The organism is Sneathiella marina, from assembly GCF_023746535.1.
Taxonomy (GTDB): Bacteria; Pseudomonadota; Alphaproteobacteria; order Sneathiellales; family Sneathiellaceae; genus Sneathiella; species Sneathiella marina.
In genome coordinates this window covers 1,289,339-1,306,929 of record NZ_CP098747.1, presented here as the reverse complement: position 1 = coordinate 1,306,929, position 17,591 = coordinate 1,289,339, and the positions used below count along the sequence as shown (strand labels likewise).

The 17,591-nt window shown below is 48.6% G+C and carries 17 protein-coding genes; 7 read left to right on the top strand and 10 right to left on the bottom strand.

The genetic code is table 11. The features are described 5' to 3' along the window. The first annotated feature begins 45 nt into the window (after window positions 1-45). Window positions 46-2,127 carry an FAD-binding oxidoreductase gene (locus tag NBZ79_RS06255; protein WP_251936463.1) on the top strand — a complete coding sequence of 694 codons (2,082 nt, stop codon included), beginning with the start codon at window positions 46-48 and terminating at the stop codon, window positions 2,125-2,127. A gap of 191 nt (window positions 2,128-2,318) precedes the next feature. Here NBZ79_RS06255 and NBZ79_RS06250 read toward each other — a convergent pair whose 3' ends face one another. The 5 genes from NBZ79_RS06250 to NBZ79_RS06230 all read right to left on the bottom strand — a co-directional run bounded on the left by NBZ79_RS06250 (window position 2,319) and on the right by NBZ79_RS06230 (window position 5,225). After that, window positions 2,319-2,858 carry a cupin domain-containing protein gene (locus NBZ79_RS06250; RefSeq protein ID WP_251936460.1) on the bottom strand — a complete coding sequence of 180 codons (540 nt, stop codon included), beginning with the start codon at window positions 2,856-2,858 and terminating at the stop codon, window positions 2,319-2,321. A 105-nt stretch (window positions 2,859-2,963) separates the two neighbouring features. Continuing rightward, the gene (locus NBZ79_RS06245; RefSeq protein WP_251936457.1) at window positions 2,964-3,545 is read right to left on the bottom strand and encodes a thiamine pyrophosphate-dependent enzyme; all 582 of its coding nucleotides are present in this window, start codon (window positions 3,543-3,545) and stop codon (window positions 2,964-2,966) included. A 1-nt stretch (window position 3,546) separates the two neighbouring features. Continuing rightward, window positions 3,547-4,089 carry a thiamine pyrophosphate-binding protein gene (locus NBZ79_RS06240; protein WP_251936454.1) on the bottom strand — a complete coding sequence of 181 codons (543 nt, stop codon included), beginning with the start codon at window positions 4,087-4,089 and terminating at the stop codon, window positions 3,547-3,549. An 85-nt stretch (window positions 4,090-4,174) separates the two neighbouring features. Continuing rightward, window positions 4,175-4,699: a hypothetical protein gene (locus tag NBZ79_RS06235; RefSeq protein WP_251936451.1), complete on the bottom strand. Its 525-nt coding sequence runs from the start codon at window positions 4,697-4,699 to the stop codon at window positions 4,175-4,177. Between the two features lie 70 nt (window positions 4,700-4,769). Then, the gene (locus tag NBZ79_RS06230; protein ID WP_251936449.1) at window positions 4,770-5,225 is read right to left on the bottom strand and encodes a hypothetical protein; all 456 of its coding nucleotides are present in this window, start codon (window positions 5,223-5,225) and stop codon (window positions 4,770-4,772) included. 90 nt (window positions 5,226-5,315) lie between these two features. Here NBZ79_RS06230 and NBZ79_RS06225 point away from each other — a divergent pair, with 90 nt between their 5' ends. After that, entirely contained in the window at window positions 5,316-5,747 is a 432-nt protein-coding gene (locus NBZ79_RS06225) for a MarR family winged helix-turn-helix transcriptional regulator (protein ID WP_251936447.1), read from the top strand. A gap of 65 nt (window positions 5,748-5,812) precedes the next feature. On the opposite strand, the gene NBZ79_RS06220 is transcribed toward NBZ79_RS06225, so the two are convergent. Further along, a complete protein-coding gene (locus NBZ79_RS06220) occupies window positions 5,813-8,263 on the bottom strand; it encodes a GcvT family protein (RefSeq protein WP_251936446.1) in 2,451 nt (816 codons plus the stop codon). A gap of 49 nt (window positions 8,264-8,312) precedes the next feature. After that, window positions 8,313-9,833, bottom strand: coding sequence for a trimethylamine methyltransferase family protein (locus NBZ79_RS06215; RefSeq protein WP_251936444.1), 1,521 nt, complete (start codon window positions 9,831-9,833; stop codon window positions 8,313-8,315). 91 nt (window positions 9,834-9,924) lie between these two features. On the opposite strand from NBZ79_RS06215, the gene NBZ79_RS06210 reads away from it, so the two are divergent. The 4 genes from NBZ79_RS06210 (at window position 9,925) to NBZ79_RS06195 (ending at window position 13,250) form a co-directional block, all read left to right on the top strand. After that, complete coding sequence (locus tag NBZ79_RS06210; protein WP_251936442.1) at window positions 9,925-10,839, top strand: LysR substrate-binding domain-containing protein; 915 nt, start codon at window positions 9,925-9,927, stop codon at window positions 10,837-10,839. Window positions 10,840-10,963: 124 nt separating this feature from the next. Continuing rightward, on the top strand, window positions 10,964-11,704 hold the full coding sequence (locus NBZ79_RS06205) for a sulfite exporter TauE/SafE family protein (protein ID WP_251936440.1): 741 nt from the start codon (window positions 10,964-10,966) through the stop codon (window positions 11,702-11,704). 13 nt (window positions 11,705-11,717) lie between these two features. Then, the gene (locus NBZ79_RS06200) at window positions 11,718-12,755 is read left to right on the top strand and encodes a D-cysteine desulfhydrase family protein (protein ID WP_251936438.1); all 1,038 of its coding nucleotides are present in this window, start codon (window positions 11,718-11,720) and stop codon (window positions 12,753-12,755) included. Between the two features lie 72 nt (window positions 12,756-12,827). Continuing rightward, a complete protein-coding gene (locus NBZ79_RS06195; RefSeq protein WP_251936437.1) occupies window positions 12,828-13,250 on the top strand; it encodes a hypothetical protein in 423 nt (140 codons plus the stop codon). A gap of 18 nt (window positions 13,251-13,268) precedes the next feature. Here the strand turns inward: NBZ79_RS06195 and NBZ79_RS06190 are convergent, their stop codons facing one another. Continuing rightward, a complete protein-coding gene (locus NBZ79_RS06190) occupies window positions 13,269-13,865 on the bottom strand; it encodes a TetR/AcrR family transcriptional regulator (RefSeq protein ID WP_251936435.1) in 597 nt (198 codons plus the stop codon). Window positions 13,866-13,976: 111 nt separating this feature from the next. On the opposite strand from NBZ79_RS06190, the gene NBZ79_RS06185 reads away from it, so the two are divergent. Next, a complete protein-coding gene (locus NBZ79_RS06185) occupies window positions 13,977-14,294 on the top strand; it encodes a YciI family protein (RefSeq protein ID WP_251936433.1) in 318 nt (105 codons plus the stop codon). A gap of 93 nt (window positions 14,295-14,387) precedes the next feature. Here the strand turns inward: NBZ79_RS06185 and NBZ79_RS06180 are convergent, their stop codons facing one another. Both NBZ79_RS06180 and NBZ79_RS06175 read right to left on the bottom strand, forming a co-directional pair. After that, window positions 14,388-16,526: an adenylate/guanylate cyclase domain-containing protein gene (locus tag NBZ79_RS06180; protein WP_251936432.1), complete on the bottom strand. Its 2,139-nt coding sequence runs from the start codon at window positions 16,524-16,526 to the stop codon at window positions 14,388-14,390. 121 nt (window positions 16,527-16,647) lie between these two features. Continuing rightward, window positions 16,648-17,532, bottom strand: a complete 885-nt coding sequence (locus tag NBZ79_RS06175) for a LysR family transcriptional regulator (protein ID WP_251936430.1) — start codon at window positions 17,530-17,532, stop codon at window positions 16,648-16,650. Window positions 17,533-17,591 lie beyond the last annotated feature (59 nt).

Here is a 17,591-nt window from a genome sequence, read left to right as displayed (position 1 = left end):
ACCATGGTCACCACACCCCTTACGTCCCGGCACAGGAGATAGGCGATGCATGACACGGCAGCACTCAATCAAACGATTTCTCCCTTCCATCCAGGTGAACAGGAACTCCAATCCCGCGCCGGCAAACGCGAAATGATGGAAAAATTTGGCCGCCGGGCCATCCGCACCTATATGCCCGATCAGCATCGCGACTTCTTTGCGAAACTTCCCTTTCTTGTGGTCGGGAATGTCGATGAGACAGGGTCACCATGGGTATCGATCCTATCTGGCCATCCAGGTTTCCTCTCCTCACCTGAACCCACTATTTTGCAGGTCAACTCCGCAGCGTCGAAAGGCGACCCCCTTACCCAGAGCTTGACGCGGACTGGCGCACCGCTTGGATTGCTGGGCATTGAGATGATGACCCGTCGCCGCAACCGAATGAATGGCCGCATTTCCGAAACAAAACCGGCGCATTTTTCAGTGACAGTTGATCAATCCTTCGGGAATTGCCCGCAATATATTCAAAACCGTTCCATTGATTTCGTGCGCGATCCGGACACTCCGCTAGATGAAGAGAATGTGGAGACATTTACCAGCCTGGATCCCACTTCTGTAAATTTGATCACGAATGCAGATACTTTTTTTGTCTCCAGTTATCTCGCTCCCAAGGATCAGCCTGAGATCGAGGGCGTTGACGTCTCCCACCGCGGGGGAATGCCGGGTTTTGTTAAAGTGGAGGAAAATATTCTGACAATTCCCGATTATCCGGGTAATTACCATTTCAACACTTTTGGAAATTTCCTGCTTAATCCAAAAGCGGGCCTGACTTTCCTGGATTTCTCCACGGGTGATTTGCTGATGCTTACTGGCGGCGTCGAATTGCTTTGGGATCATGATGAAACCGTGACTGCCGTTAAGGGGTCAGAACGGGCCTGGCGGTTTACACTGGATCATGGCATTCGGCTAAAAAACGCATTGCCGTTTCGTGCCAGGTTTTTTGACTACTCAACTCATTCGGAAATGACCGGTACCTGGGCGCAGGCCGATGCCTTGAAAGCGGCGGAGGCGAAGCGCGAAGAATGGCGTCCCTATCGCCTCGCCCGCATCAAGGACGAAAGTTCTGAGATCCGGTCTTTTTATTTTGAACCGGCCGACGGCCACAGCCTGCTGCCTTTTGAGGCCGGGCAATTTTTAACCTTACGCCTGACGACTGAGAATAATTCGAATCCGGCACTTCGGACTTACACCGTATCATCAGCACCGGGTGAGGACTTCTACCGGATCTCAGTCAAGCGTGAAGACGAGGGCCAGATCTCTCGCTATCTGCATGACCGACTGAAACCTGGCGATATCATTGAGGCCAAGGCACCACGAGGAGATTTTTTCATTGATCCAGCCGAAACCCGTCCGGCTGTTCTGCTAGCCGGTGGGGTTGGTATTACTCCCATGATGTCCATGGCTTTGCATGTGGTCAGTGAAGGGGTTCGAACCCGGCATATGCGCCCACTCACTATATTTCATTCCGCCCGAACCACGAAACAACGCGCCTTCTATGACTTGTTTAAGCTGTTACAGCAACAAACCGAAGGGATCGTTACCTATTACTCCTTTATCTCCAATCCAGCCACAGATGAAAAACCTGGCGTTGATTTTAATGGCAGCGGCCGCATCCATGGAGACGCTTTTCGCCAAGCCCTTGGTCTCGATGACTATGATTTCTATCTATGTGGTCCACCAGCATTTATGCAAGCCATGTATGATACGCTGCGAGGCCTGGCTGTTAGGGATAGCCGAATTTTCGCCGAGGCGTTTGGCCCCGCTTCACTTGCCCGCCAACCCGACGGAGGAGCTACAATGTTTGAACCAGAAGCGGAGGCGGAGCAAAGCGTCATCACCTTCGCGGCCTCAGGTTTCGAGCAACGTTGGAATGCCGGGGACGCTACTTTACTGGAGACAGCTGAAAGTCACGGTTTATTCCCTGCTTTTAGTTGTCGGGATGGGAAATGTGGGTCCTGCGCCACAAAGATCAAATCCGGCAATGTCGCCTATCGCATAAAGCCAACAGCGTCGGTTGCAAAGGATGAAGTGCTTCTGTGTTGCTCGGTTCCGGCAAAGGGATCAGATAATATTGAGCTCGATCTTTAGCAGTGACAGGAAAAAATCTTGAATTCTTATTTGAAGATCAGGATTAATATAATTATATAAGCAGTTGATATATTTACATAGAAACCCTAGATATTAGTAATGTTTTTTAACCGGTTAAAATTGCCTAACTGACAGATCGAATAATTTATCGAGTGTCATTTGCACCTTTTAAAATCTATGAGTTAGGCAATTCATCGCCCATCCACAAGAATAAACACCACTCTGCACATGGCATCAGAACGGTTCGCCCAGCCATGGTTGGTCCCTCTCTGGATCAGGATATCCCCGGCCTTTAGAACCGTTTCTCCTTCGTCCATGATGGCCGTCAACTCCCCTTCAATAATAATGGCATAATCGACAGTGCTCGTCTTGTGCATACCATAATGTCGTGTATCGCTGGGCGCGTGCTCGGCATCGGGGTACAGGGTTTTGAATGTCTTCTCGACGATCTTTCGAAACTCTTCCGGATCTCCCGTTTCCGGCGGGATGTCTATTGCCCGTATGACCGTCCCCATTTCGGGCGGCGTTACGCCACGATGCTCCAAGATGTCATCATCCGCATGAACGTCAGCTGGCGACTTTCCTGTACGCCAGATATTCGTGACGGCATAATCCGGACGGCCTTCAATGGTTTTTGTAGCCGGTGACATCCCGTCTTCTTCTATCACACTGTATCCCGCATCGTTATGCCCGGTAACCACGCGACGTACGGGTTTGAGTTTATTCTCCATAACTAACCTCTGCCTTAATCAAATAATTCGGATTTCCCCCGACGAACCCTTTCCCATTCTTACAACAACAGAGATAGACAATTGCGGCAGCTGGGCTTGAGGATGTCAAATCTTCTGGCCCAATGCCGCTTTCACCCTGTTCTTGATATAAACGCCATCTCTCGACGGGAGCACCCGCTCCACCTCCTCCGCATCAATGGAGATGGCCGCGCAATTCAACGCATTACGGGCGTGCACTCGCCTACGCAGATCCTTGACCTCAGCCATATCCGTTATTCTCGCGGCCCAGTCAAACTTGACGCTTGCCGCTACTCTATCCAGCTCCACACCGCGGCCGGAATGGCTAAGCTGCATGCCGGTTTCGCCATAATACCCATTATCGAGAATTGCAATGGTGAGGTTTTTGGGCGCCTGAACTGCAATAGTGGCAAATGCCCCCATGGCCATCAACATTTCACCATCCCCGGTGATCACCAGCACATTATGGTCGGGGCGTGATTTTGCCAGCCCCAGTCCAACCATGGCCGCCCCGCCCATTGCGCCCCAAAGATAATAGTTCAAATCATGATCCCCCGCTGCCATCACATCGTAAGACGGAGACCCCAGCCCGGTGACGACAATCGTATCACCCCGGTCTTTGAGTAACTCGGCAACAACGTCCCGGCGTTTCAAAAGAACCTTGCCCATTTTACTTCGTCCATTCCTTTTTCCCGATGAGCCGCTGACCCAGCAATACCGCACATGCTTGATCCCCTTCAAATGCCATCGTTGCCGCACCCCGCACCAATGGCTCCACATCTTCGGGTCTATCGACGCGCCATGTGAGGACGCCCATCAGCTTCAGCGCCGCTTCTGTCGCTTGGCCCATGGGGTTTTGCCATTGATTAAACTCTCCCCAATCCCCCCGCATAGTTATCAGCATTAAAAGCGGAAACCGGGCATTATTCTGCAACGAGAGCATATTGATACAATTACCAACGCCGCTGGATTGCATCAACAAGACGCCTCGATCTCCCCCGAGACTGGCTCCTGCGAGGTAGGGTATTCCCTCTTCTTCTGTTGTCAGAACAACGGATGTTACATCATTATCAGCTTCAAATTTGTTGATAGCCGTCGCATGGCCCGCGTCTGGGACATAGGCCATATGTTTGATTTGAAATTCTTTCAAAACATCATAAATCTGAGATTGCCAAGTATTTGAAAACTCAGCCTTCGGAGTAGTTCGCGTCATAAAATTCAATCCAAAAATTTATGTTTTCTTTAAAAAACATAACAGCTTGTAACCGGCTGTACAATTTTTGTGATGCCGGGCGGATTTAATGCAATACCACTTTGGAAGGATTTGTTATGACCCGAAATGACGCTCTTTTTTCTGCCACTGCATAATTTGGTTCCACCTGTTGCAACGCTCGCGGACGCAATTGCAATTGAAGTGACCTGTCGGACAGTTCCTGCGCCCAGTTGGCGATGACTGACTGGGCAACGCGGACAGTCGCAGGTTCCAGAAAATGTGAAATCAGCCGGGACACCTTCTCTTCCCGTCCCGCCTGTACTAACGCAATGGATTGCAACATTCGCCATTCATCTTCTGATATCCCGCCGCAACAGGGGCAGCGGATATCCACCGGGCGGCTATTCCCTGAAATAACGAGCGAGAGAAAATTATCGAGGGCCATTAATCCATTAGAACATTTCGCTCGCTGATAGGCTTCTCGCAATGTGGCATAAGGAGAATAATTTTGCCGATATCCATCAGACCAGATACGGATGCTCCAAAGCGTTAATTGCTCGGGGTAGTATAGATCCTTGAGATGGTTTGGAACCGCTTCACTAATTTTCATAATCAATCTCGCATAATGGCTTACCGTTTATTAATAATGATAATCATTCGCAATTATGCAAGAATTATTTTCATTGCACGTGTTTTTTTCGCTTCCGACACATGCGTGTCATGGCCAATCCATCCCGGATGTTCAAGCCCATCAAGATAAAATTAGCCGCTCCGGCTACCAATTCGACGCCTTGAATCGTATAAAAAATTCCGTCAAAATCCCCTACTGAGGCCTTTGATTGCAGGTAAATGGCAGCGGGTACCAGTACCAGCAAACCATTGGCCACGATAAAAGGCATTCGTTTTTTTTTGGAAACTGCCGGAATATCGGTGCGCCGTTGTCCCATGACCATCCCCGACCCCCCGGCGATCATTAACGCGGGAATCAGAATAAACATTCCCTGCAAGATTGCTGTCTTTACCGAGGCGATATCTTCATAACTCCCGAACAACTCACTTAAAACAGTCGATGTCCAGAATATGCCGATGATTAAGAATCCGATTATTCCTGCAGTAGCATGGATCTTCGTTTTCATGAAATTTCCCTTTCTTTCTTCAGATGGTCGAATTTATATAGCATACTATATAATATTGCATAGCATACTATTCAAGTGCTAGAATCAGGCATGGCTTTTGAAAAGAACATATCAGCGGGATATCTCGCAAATCATATGGCCCGGCTATTTGCCAAAGGCCTGCAGGAACGCATTACTCCGTTGGGTATTGTCACCGGCCAGTTTCCGATGCTGTTGGAATTATGGGAACAGGACGGCATCTCCCAAAGAGAGCTGCTGTCCAAGCTGGATGTTGAACAGGCCACCTTAGCAAACACCCTGACCCGCATGGAGCGAGATGGATTGATCAAGCGCACCAAGCATCCCTCCGATGCGCGGGCGCAACAAATCTGGTTGACAGACAAAGCAAGGGCTGTGCGTGAACAGTCCTACGCTGCAGCGTCAGCACAAAACGCAGAAGCCATGTCTGCTTTGTCGTCCACTGAGCAAACCCAGTTCATCGACTTTATGCATCGGGTGATCGGAGCGATGCGCCAACGCTAACCTACCAATTCCCTTCAATCACAAAACATATACATGCAACATTGCGAATTTGGAAAGCCAACGACTTAGGCCCGCATATTCGCGCCATTCGCATCATAAATCGGCGCGCCCAGAATTTCCGCGTTATATAATTCACCGAGGATCTCCACGTCCAGCTTGGTACCCGGGGCAGCATGCTCTATATCCACATATCCCATCGCCATGGATTTCCTGACATGATGCGCGTAACCGCCGGAGCTAATGTATCCGACAGCTTGTCCCTCTTTCAAAATCGCTTCATCATTAGACACATCGATCCCATTCACTTCAATAGTCATAGTCACCAGCTTCCGGTGAATACCATCTGCGCGAATTTGTTCTGTTGCTTGCTTTCCAACAAAATCTTTTTTCCAGTTGATGAATATGTCCATCCCGGATTCCACGGCATTAAAGTCAGGACGAAAGTCCAAAGTCCAGACGCCCCATCCCTTTTCCAGGCGCATGGACATCAAGGCACGGGCGCCGTACCAACCGTACCCGAGATCTTGCCCGGCATCTTCAATAGCTTCTGACAGACGCAGTAAATATTGGGGACGACAATAAATTTCATACCCCAGTTCGCCGGAAAAACTGATGCGGTTCAAAATAACCGGCACACCGCCCACAAAAGTCTGACGCATGTCGCGAAATTTGAACTCCTCCGCCGATATATTATCCCGTGTTATTCGCGCCAAAAGATCGCGTGATTTCGGCCCAGACAGCGCGATCCCATGCCAGTCATCGGATACATTTTCATAGGAAACATTCGTCGGCAGATCTTTTTCAAACCATCGGCGATGAGCTTCCTGCATCGCGCCGGAGCCAAAGATCATAAAATGATCCTCTGCCAAACATGCGACTGTTAAATCTCCATAGAGTTTGCCGTTGGGCGTCAACATGGGAGTTAAGGTCAGCCTTCCCGGCTTTGGAACATATCCTGCAAGTACTTGATCCAGATAAGCACGGGCACCCGCGCCCTTGAATTCATGCTTGGCGAAATTGGCAATCTCAATACCCCCTACCGCCTCGCGCACTGTCTGAATTTCCCGTGCGACATAGTCATGGGATCGATTGCGCTCAAAGGTTGGCTCTTCATGGGCTTCGTCAGGACCATCAGCGAACCACAAGGCATGCTCCAGGCCAAAACCCTGACCCATCCGCGCGCCTTTCGCAATAAGACGATCATACAATGCTGTCGTTTTCTGCATGCGTCCTTTGGGTAAGGTTTCATTTGGGAAGGTCATGACAAATCGGCGCTCATAGTTCTCAGTGGATTTGATTGTCCCCCAATCAGGAGAGGCAAAATCTCCGAACCGGGCCACATCCATGGCCCATACATCAATGCTCGGCTCCCCGTCGATCATCCATTCCGCCATGGTCAGGCCAACCCCGCCACCTTGACAGAACCCGGCCATAACACCGACGGCGACCCAGTAATTTTTCATGCCTGGAACGGGCCCGATCATGGGATTGCCATCAGGGCCAAAGGTGAAAGGTCCATTGATGAAATTTTTGATGCCCGCCTGACCGATAGCGGGAATACGTTCAAATGACATTTCAAGCCTGTCCGCGACCCTGTCCAAATCAGGCGGCAATAGCTCATGACCAAAATCCCAAGGCGTACCGCCCACTTTCCAAGGTGTCCCTTTAGGCTCGTAAGTTCCAAGCAGCATTCCCTGCCGCTCCTGACGGAAATAGATATTGGCTTCATAGTCAATACCAGCGGGCAACCGCGTTTTGTGGTTTTTAACAGCCTCGATATCCTCAGTGATCAGGTAATGATGCTCCATCGGTTGCACCGGCAAATGAATGCCCTGCATATGGCCAACCTCTCGAGCCCAAAGGCCGCCGCAATTGACAATATGCTCGGCGTTGATAACAGCTTTTGGGGTCGTTACATCCCAGGATCCATCGGGACGCTGCGTTGTCGCGGTCACCGGTGTATGGGTAAAATACTGCGCACCATGCACTTTCGCCGCTTTGGCAAATGCATAAGTTGCACCGGATGGATCAAGATCACCATCCTGATCATCCCAAAGCGCTGCATGATAATGCTTCGGATCAATCAACGGATGTCGATCCGCCACTTCCTGTGGTGAGATAAATTCCTGATGCAGCCCCATATAACGAGCCTTGGATCGTTCCCGTTTTAGATAGTCATACCAGTCTTTTGTTGAGGCCAGATAAAAGCCACCGGTGATATGGAGACCGACTGAATGCCCGGATGTTTCCTCGATCTCCTTGTACAGATCAATGGTATAGCTCTGCAGGCGGGAAATATTGGGGTCGGAACTGATTGTATGAATCTGCCCTGCTGCATGCCATGAAGATCCGGATGTCAATTCATCGCGTTCCAGCAGCACAACGTCTTTCCATCCAAATTTGGCAAGGTGGAAAAGAATGGAACAACCGACCACTCCCCCTCCGATTACCACTACTTTGGCATGGGAGGGCAGCTTCTTTTGTTGCGAGCTTGTGTCTTTTTGAATTTCTGGCATTACTAGTCTCCGCATTTATTCTGCGATGATTGGTTCCAATTTATGTTTGCTAATACCACGCGTCCGGAAGTTCCTCTTTCCGTCTCGCAATAAAGTCCTGCAAGGCGTCGCGGACGCTTTCCTCCATTTTTGGAGGTTGATATTCGGTCAGCATGGTGGTCCATTTCTCAAAAGCGCGCATGCGCATATCGGTAGAGCCTCGCTCCTCCCAGCTTTCGACATTTTCACTATCAGACAGCGTGGCTTCATAAAATGCGGTCTGGTAGTTTCTCATGGTATGACCTGATCCAAGAAAATGGCCGCCGGGGTCAACTTCACCATATGCATCCCGAGCAAATGCCTCATCTGAGACATCCAACCCTTGCCCAAGTATTTTCTGGTAGCTCCCCAATCGATCCGCATCCATGATAAGCTTCTCAAATCCGGTACAAAGTCCACCTTCAAGCCAACCCGCGGCATGCAATACATAATTAGCTCCTGCCAGCATGGTCGAATGCATGGAATCAGCTGATTCATATGCCGCTTGGGCATCCTCTATTTTTGCCGCCGTCAGTGAGCCGCCACAACGTAGTGGTAATCCAGCGCGACGGGCAAGCTGCCCGATGACATAATTGCTCAGAACCGGCTCGGGCATGCCAAATGTCGGGGCGCCTGATTTCAGCGACATGGAAGACAGAAAATTACCAAGGATAAAAGGCGCCCCCGGCTTCACCAGTTGGGAAAAAGCACAGACCATCAAGGCTTCCGCCATGGCTTGGGTAACAGACGCTGTTGTCGATGCCGGCCCCATGGCGCCGCTTAGGATAAAAGGTGCAACGATGATCCCCTGACCGCGCGCGCAATATACCTGAATTGCTTCCGTCACCACTTTATCAACGAGCATCGGAGAATTGGTATTGACGTTTCCAAGAATGACGCAGTTGTTTTCCATCACCTCCTTGCCAAATACGATTTCCGCCATATCAACGCTGTCTTGAGCTCGCGACTTTTCCGTTATGGCACCAAGATGCGGCTTGTCACTCAAAGTCATATGCGCATACAGCATATCCAAATGCCGCTTGGAAACCGGCACATCGCAAGGCTCGCAAGTTACAAATCCTCCGTGATGCAAATTCGGATGCATATAGGTAAGCTTGACCAGATTCTCGAAACTTTGCATGTCTCCATACCGGCGCCCTCCTTTTAAATCTCGTACAAATGGCGCTCCGTAAATGGGTGCAAATACTTGATTGGATCCGCCAATTTTCACAGAGCGTTCAGGATTGCGCGCAAGCTGGGTAAATTCTCTTGGGGCCTGTCGACACAGATTTCGCACCCAGTCCGCCGGAGCACGAATAATATCCCCATCTATTTTAGCGCCGGCCTGTTTCCAGATCTTAAGCGCTTCCGGATCATCTCGAAAGGCGACGCCAACTTCTTCGATGAGCCAATTTACCTGGGCCTCCAACTTTACAAGCTGCTCATCGTCCAAAATATCATAAAAAGGCAAACATCGCCGAATATGCGGCGACGCCGGAATACCAACCGCCGCAATTTTGCGATCCCGTGAGGCTCTTGAACGACGTGCCATCGTTTCCCCTTTATGTAATTTAAATTATGCTACACTATGAAACAATTGTTGTGATGCTTGAAAAAATTGATTAATTGGATAATTTCAGCTTATGCAAGAACTCTGGAAATTGGCCTCATCTCCGCGGCATTTGATTGTTTTCGAAGCTGCCGCCCGACATGCCTCCTTCACCCAGGCTGCGCGGGAACTGAATGTTCAGCAACCGGCTGTCAGTGCTGCCATCAAACAACTGGAGAATAGCCTGGGCGTTTTGTTATTCGAGCGCGGCCATAAAAAAGTTTCTCTGACCAGTTCCGGCCAGAGATTTTTTGTCGATGTATCGAAAGCACTTGATGGAATGCTGGCGTCGGCGCAAAAGCTGCATGCGAGCGGTCAGAGTAATCAGGTTACATTAAACGCCTCTTCCGCTTTTAATTTTTACTGGATGATGCCACGACTGCATGATTTGCGGGAGCATTTTCCGGGGATCGATCTTCGCCTCCAAACCAGCGATCATGAACCTAATATCGACGCAGAGAATATTAACCTCGCGATTAGACGAGGGAGTGGTGTCTGGGAGGATTGTCACTCAACCATGATCGCCAGCGAAGTAATTTATCCTATTGCAAATCCAAGCGTGATGCATACAGCAGTCAACTTAAAAACAATTTCCAACCTGCAACATGAACGGTTAATCCATTTAGAAGAACCCATCCGCGAACGGCCGACATGGAAAGATTGGTTTGCTCATTTTGGAGTTGCCAATATTGATACATCCTCGACTATAAGACTAAACGACTATGCCCTTGTCCTACAGGCCGCCATAGCTGGCGAAGGTTTCGCATTCGGATGGAAACATCTTACAGATCCACTGATCGAGCAAGGTTTGCTGGCTGGCCGCAGGGATTGGTCTTGGGAAACCGGATTGGGGTTTTATCTTGTCTGGTCACGACATAAGGCGTTAAGTTCGCAAGCGCAGCTGACTAGAGACTGGATTATCTCTGCTTGTGAAAATAAAATCTATTAAGTTGACCGCGACCTCTCAAAACCCGCTCCTGTTAAATTCGGCAATTCCTCATTTTCTTTTGCACCCGCACAAACCGGACTAAATTTAGATTGTTATTTTGCAATCAACACAACAAGATACCCTAATGGAACCCATCTTGATCACGCTAAGCATCACTGTCTTCTTTGCCGCCGCTTTGCAATCGGCGACTGGGATCGGATTTGGTGTGATTGCCGGCCCCATCATGTTACTAGTACTCAACAATAACAGCTCCATCCAGATTAGCATCATTTTGAATCTGCTCATCGCTGTATTGCTCGTACGCAGCATTCGGCTTGAGATTAATAAAACCATTCTTTTCCAGCTTCTTATCGGCTCGGTCCTTGGTCTACCTTTGGGGCTTCTGATTTTCCTGAATGTGAATGTGGTGATGCTAAAACTTCTCGCCGGCGCTGCCATCTCCCTAACCGCCCTCCTCGTTATCCGAAACAATATCATGAGAACGAGACCGGCAGCAGCTGCACCATCCAAACGCGGAGCTCTTGTTACAGGGGTTGCTTCCGGTTTGATGAGCAGCAGCCTGGCCATGCCGGGTCCTGTTGTCGCAGCCTGGATGTCAGCTACAGGGATCGAGAAACAGGTTGTCCGGGCGACGACACTGACTTTATTCGTATTTTCCTACGGTGCGGCATTATTATTCCAGATCCCGTTTGCCGGTGTCGAAAGCACCACTTTGTGGACCTGTCTTAAACTAGTACCCGCTACGATCGCCGGGATATATGCCGGAAGCTTGATAGTGAATTGGCTCACAGAGCGTGTTTTTTCTTGGCTAATTATTGTCATCCTTCTCCTGACGGCCGCAATCCTCTTCGCCTCCAGCATTTAGAAAGGTATCACATATGACATCACCTATTCTTCCTGTTCAAAATCTTGGACGGCTTTATGACCTCCCGCGCACCCGGCTTTTTTCGGGAATACCTCCCTTGGAAGCCATGCTCAATTTAGAAAAAACTTTAAATACTTCGGCTAACCTGTTTATAAAACGAGATGATTGTACCGAATTAACCTTTGGCGGAAACAAGGTGCGTCAATTGGAATTCTACCTTGGTGAAGCGATCACACAACAGGCAGACACAATTTTGATCACTGGTGCGGTTCAGTCAAATTTTGTCCGGTTAGCTGCCGCAGGGGCCCGTAAGCTCGGCATGGACTGTCACATCCAGTTGGAGGAACGGGTCAAGAAAAGCAATTCTGATTACCATAAATCCGGAAACGTCTTTCTAGATCACCTCTTGGGGGCGACCATGCATAGCTACCCTGTCGGGGAAGACGAATACGGTGCAGACCAACAGCTACAAACTATCGCCAATGAATTGAGAGTTGACGGTAAAACGCCATATATTATACCTCTAAGCCCGGAGCATCCACCGCTAGGTGCTTTGGGCTATGTTGTCGCTGCTCAAGAAATATTAGAGCAACTTGACAGGCAACAATTAGAAATTGATGAAATTGTTGTCGCCTCCGGCAGTGGCGCCACCCATAGCGGATTACTTTTTGGCTTACGGGCGCTTGGCTCAAATATCGGGGTGACAGGTATTTGCGTCCGCCGGGCCAAGGGTGACCAGATGTCGCGCATCAGCGATAAGTGCCGAGAGATTGCAACAATGCTGGATATTGAAAACCCCGTCGTCAACTCAGATATCGTTCTTGATGACGCATTTTTAGAACCAGGGTATGGACAGGCCGGGAAAGATTGCGTTGATGCCATTAAACTTTGCGCCCGCACCGAAGCCTTAATTCTGGATCCAACATATACGGGAAAAGCAATGGCAGGATTTATCCATCGGGCAAAATCTCTAGATACCAGCCAATCCCTGCTCTTCATTCATACGGGTGGTGCGCCGGCGATTTTTGCCTATATGGATGATCTTGCATAAGTGAAGGTAAGGTAACCAGGCGCCGGAAAAGCAACCGCAACTCTTACCGGTTTCAATAAAATGGGTAACATAATGAAGACATTTCTTAGTTTCACCTCATGGTATTTCGTCCGCGATCTTTTTCTACACACGCCTTTATGGGTGAGATTATGGGTTTTAGTCTTGATGGCTGTAATGTTTTTCGCGCCGTTGTTTTTTCTCCAGCACTCCACCGCAAAATGGATGGTCGCCGCGTTTTTACTGGGTGGTATGATCATGGGGTGGATGCATATGAAAATGGGTATCACGAAGGCCATGGGAGTGGCACATATACCATGGCTGCTACCTATGGCCCTTATTTATGCAGATCTATTTAGTGGCTCATCCGCCGGAAACTACTTTACCTGGCTAATAGCAGCTTGTGCCATCGGCACAATCTGTTTGATTATTGACGCGCTTGATATCATCTCATTTCTGCGCGGCAATCGAGCTCAATCTGCGCCTCCGGCTCCCTAAGCCGAAATATTCAAGTTTCTAAAACGCTTTCGCATCCATCAATTGCTTTGCCGTGTCTTGCGCAGCCATACGAATATCCTCAGCCAGTTCGGAATCGGGGAGCGTTCGGGCCAATACCATGCCCCCAACACAGAGTGCGCTGAGAGACAATGCCTTTTGTCGATGGTCATTTTCATTGTCGGCAATACTATTTTCAAACAACCAAACCATTGCGTTCAAAAGTTCCTGAAATGAATTTTGGACTTCGGGACTTGAACGGGCTACATCGGTTGGCAAAGCAATCATTGGGCATTGACCATCAAGATCGCCCAGATGATCTGAGGAAAGATAGGCATCAATCATATGCTGTGCCATTTCCGGCTTAAGATCTGTCATGTCGATACCCGCTTCAGATCTCCAGCGGGCACCTCTACCCATCAAGAAGCTTGAGACCGCCGCTTCGAACAGGGCTTCTTTGTTCCTGAAATGATTATAGAAGCCACCGCGCGTCAGGCCGGCCTCTGCCATAACCATATCGATGGTGACTTTGTGAAATCCATATCTATTGAAAAGAATCCGCGCTGTTTCAATGATTTTGGCATGTGTCTTTTCTTTATGCTCTGCACTATAGGGCATGAATTTACCTCCTATTTCCAGAAACTATATCGATAATTTAAATATGATCTTTAACATATTTAAATGCGTGCCATAAAGATGATCTTATTTTTAAAATCAGGAGTTTCTTACATGCCTAAATTCGTACTCGCCTATCATGGAAGCCCGCAATTCGACACCAAAGAAGACGGGGCTAATCATATGGTAGCCTGGAAACAATGGAGCGAAAGCTTGGGAGATGCTGTCGTTGACCCGGGAATGCCCGTCGGAGCGTCCAAAACTGTTAGCTCGGCCGGCATCGAAAATGGGGGCGGCGCAAACCCTCTCGCCGGTATCACAATACTCCAGGCCGAGACAATTGATGCTGCTGTTGTCATGGCGCAATCCTGCCCACATATCGATGCAGGTGGATCAATTGAAGTCGCTGAAGCAATGGATATGGAGATGTAGGCGGTTTCAAATATTAAAACTCATTGTTGGGTCCTCTCTATTGCCGTCAACTTAATGGGTTTAGCAAATATTGTTGCGCTATCCGACGGCACCCTATTTTGCGTCAAAAAATTCGGTGTCGTCGCCAACGGCCTCCGGGTTTTCCAGGTAGAACTTTGCGCGTTTCAAATAATGACCCGCCACACCATCATTCGGCCATTTCCGAAGAAACTCTTCTATTAAGGGGGCTGCCGCACGCCACTCGCCTTTGCGAATGGAGGAGAATGGTGCCTGCCAGTTCTCCGCAATTTGCAAAGACTCCGAGTTATCTGTGTCTTGCAGGCCAAGCAGCTCAAAAATCACAACGGGTTTGCTAACACCTTTTGGTGCCACCCGGCCCACGGGGCGCCAGAGAAATTCTTCTCCGGCCGCTTCTTGAACCGATGAGGACGCCAGAATTTCCGTACCAAAAACTTTGTTGAGGCCTTCCAGCCGACTCGCTAGATTAACTTCAGATCCCATGACTGTGTAGTTCAACCTTTCAGTTGATCCGACATTGCCAACAATAACATTTCCCTTGTGCAAACCGTACCTCGTTACAAAGACCGGGTCCCCTGCCGCTTGCCATTGCTGATTTTGCGCCTTCAATTTCTCTCTCGCAGCAAGTACAGCAAGACAGGCGTTCTTTTCCATTTCCGGATCTTCAAGCGGCGCATTCCAAAAAGCCATTATCGAGTCGCCGATATATTTATCAATTGTCCCCGCATGCTCCAAAATGGCGTTAGATTGGGATTCCAGGTAATCAGACAATTGGCGCATCAAATCTTCAGATGCGGCGGCTTCAGCAATGTTTGTGAAATCCTTGATGTCGCAAAACATGATGACCATGTCGCGACGTTTGCCACCGAGTTCCCCACCCGTTCCTGAATGCAGCAACTGTTTTACGAGTGTTTTAGGCACAAATTTACCGAAAACACCAAGAACAGATTTCATGGCTTTTGTTGCCGTCATCAATTCATGTATCTCAGAAATACGTGAATTGAGCGCCACATCGTCCTTTAAGTCCAGCCGGCTGATTTTATTGGCTTCTGCGGTTAAAGCTTCAATTGGCTTCGCCAGTCTCTTCGCAAGATACAAGGCGATCAGCATCACGATAACACATAGCCCCAGGGCAACAATTAAGGATTGATTGCGGGCCTTGGTGGCGGCGGCGGCTATTTCTTCCCATGGAACCGCTAGCAATATCCGCTTATCTACTGCTTCCGTTGCCCCAAGCTGGAGCGGAATACTTCGAAAGAGATACTCCTTTCCTTCAACAAAAACATGCGCATCAGAATCAGCCTCCTCCGACGATCTGAGAACTGAATTCAGAATATTATCTCCCGCTTCCGACAAGGTCATCAAAGACAGAATATCTTGCCCGTCCGCTTGTTCCGAAATGCTTACACCCGTGGTTTCGGAATGGGCTAGTATCAGTCCATTAGCGGTTGTAATGGCAACCCGGGATCCTGGCGTCACTTTAAGTTTTCTGAGAAAACTCCGGATAGTCTGCAAATCCAGATCAACACCAATGATTCCGGGATCATTTCCCAACATTGATTTAGAGAACGTTATCCCCGGTAATCTGGACGTTTTAAAAACATACGGTCCCGTTCTTTGCAGTTCCGGCGACTTTGCAGCTGGGCCAAACCAGGGGCGCGTCCTCGGATCATAGTCCGCGGCGCGCGCCCATCCAACTTGACTGGGACTACCATTTTCTAAAAGTGGTTGGGTTGTCCTTACTTTCTCATTTGCAGAATCATCCCGAATGGTGACAAAGGCGAATTTCGCGTTTTCATTCGCATTGTATACTTTTCTGCTTTTCTCGTTTTTCCCCGTGAAGGAGACCACTTGTGAAAAGTCGCCGTTTGGATAGCCGATGTAAATAGACCGAATATGTTCATTGAGATTTAGAGTCGGAACGGTAACCTGCAAAAACCGATTTCTGATATCGTCAGCATATAAAAGGTGTGGATCTTCGCGTGTAAGGCGGTCAATACTTTGTAAAACAGGACGTATGAAGGCTTGGATTTGCTCCGATATATATTCCGTTGCTTCATCCATTTGTCTTTCGGTTTCAATTTTCGCGAAGTTCGTCACCTGATAATAGTTTGATAACGCAACAAGCCCACTTGCGACCGCAACAAGAGAGACCGCCCCTGCTGTTAAACTGATACTGAATTTAATCCCTTTGAATTTTCTTTTTCTTGCCATTTTTTACGCCAGTTCTAGCCAATACTCCCAAACAATAAATTATTCATAATTAATATTAGCATTGTCATACTACTGTAACGTAAAAGATTTTTAGAAGTGAATAATGATTATTTCAAATGGGTCATGAGACCAGAGCCAATTCTTGAGCCGTTGTGTATATAGCTTCTTCAAAACTTTTAGCTGCAGGCGACAAGGAAGTGTGGGTATTAGAAAGGATATCCATTTGTCGATGAGCTGCGGGATCGTTGACATGAACAAATGCGAGCTGGTCAATATTTGCAACAGCCAATCGCGGCAAGATGGTTATGCCCACACCAGATCGAACCATTGCAATTAAGGATGTTGTATTTCGCACTGTCAGGGATGATTGAGCAAGAAATTTCTGGAACCGTATATCCGATATTTGCTGACAAATACCATTGGCGATTAAAGGCCACTCTTCTATTTCCTCCCAGTCGATGGGCTTACTTGAGTACGCGAGGGGGTGATCCTCAGGACATACAACTCCGAAAGTATCCGTAAACAACTTTCGCGAAGAAATATTGGAGCCGGGCTCTATGGCAGTTGCTAAACCTATATCAACCTGCTCTCGTTCAAGCTCTCGAATTACAGCGACTGAATCCATATCGCGAATATCGACTTGGACTTTCGGATGATCTGTCAAAAACTTTCTTATGGCCAAAGGAAGTATTTCTGCCGCGACGGACGGAACGGCAGCGATACGAACCAGGCCGGACTGAGAGCGCGCGAAGTTTTGAATTGCTGTTACCGTAGTATCAAAATGATCGATCTCTCGGGAAGCCTCCTCCAAAACAAATACCCCAAGAGAGGTAAGTTTACTCTTTCGATCCGTTTCAAACAACGCGCCGTCCAGATGAGCTTCAAGCTGTTTAAGCATCATTGAGACGGCTGACTGTGTCCGTCCGAGTTTATCCGCCGCATCTGCCAGATTCCCAGCACGTGCCACAATTGTGAAGCAGCGGAGCATTTCAATTTTGATTGCCAATTTCAGTTTTCCTGGAATAATTTACAATTATTTAAATTTGACTGAAATATATGGATAAG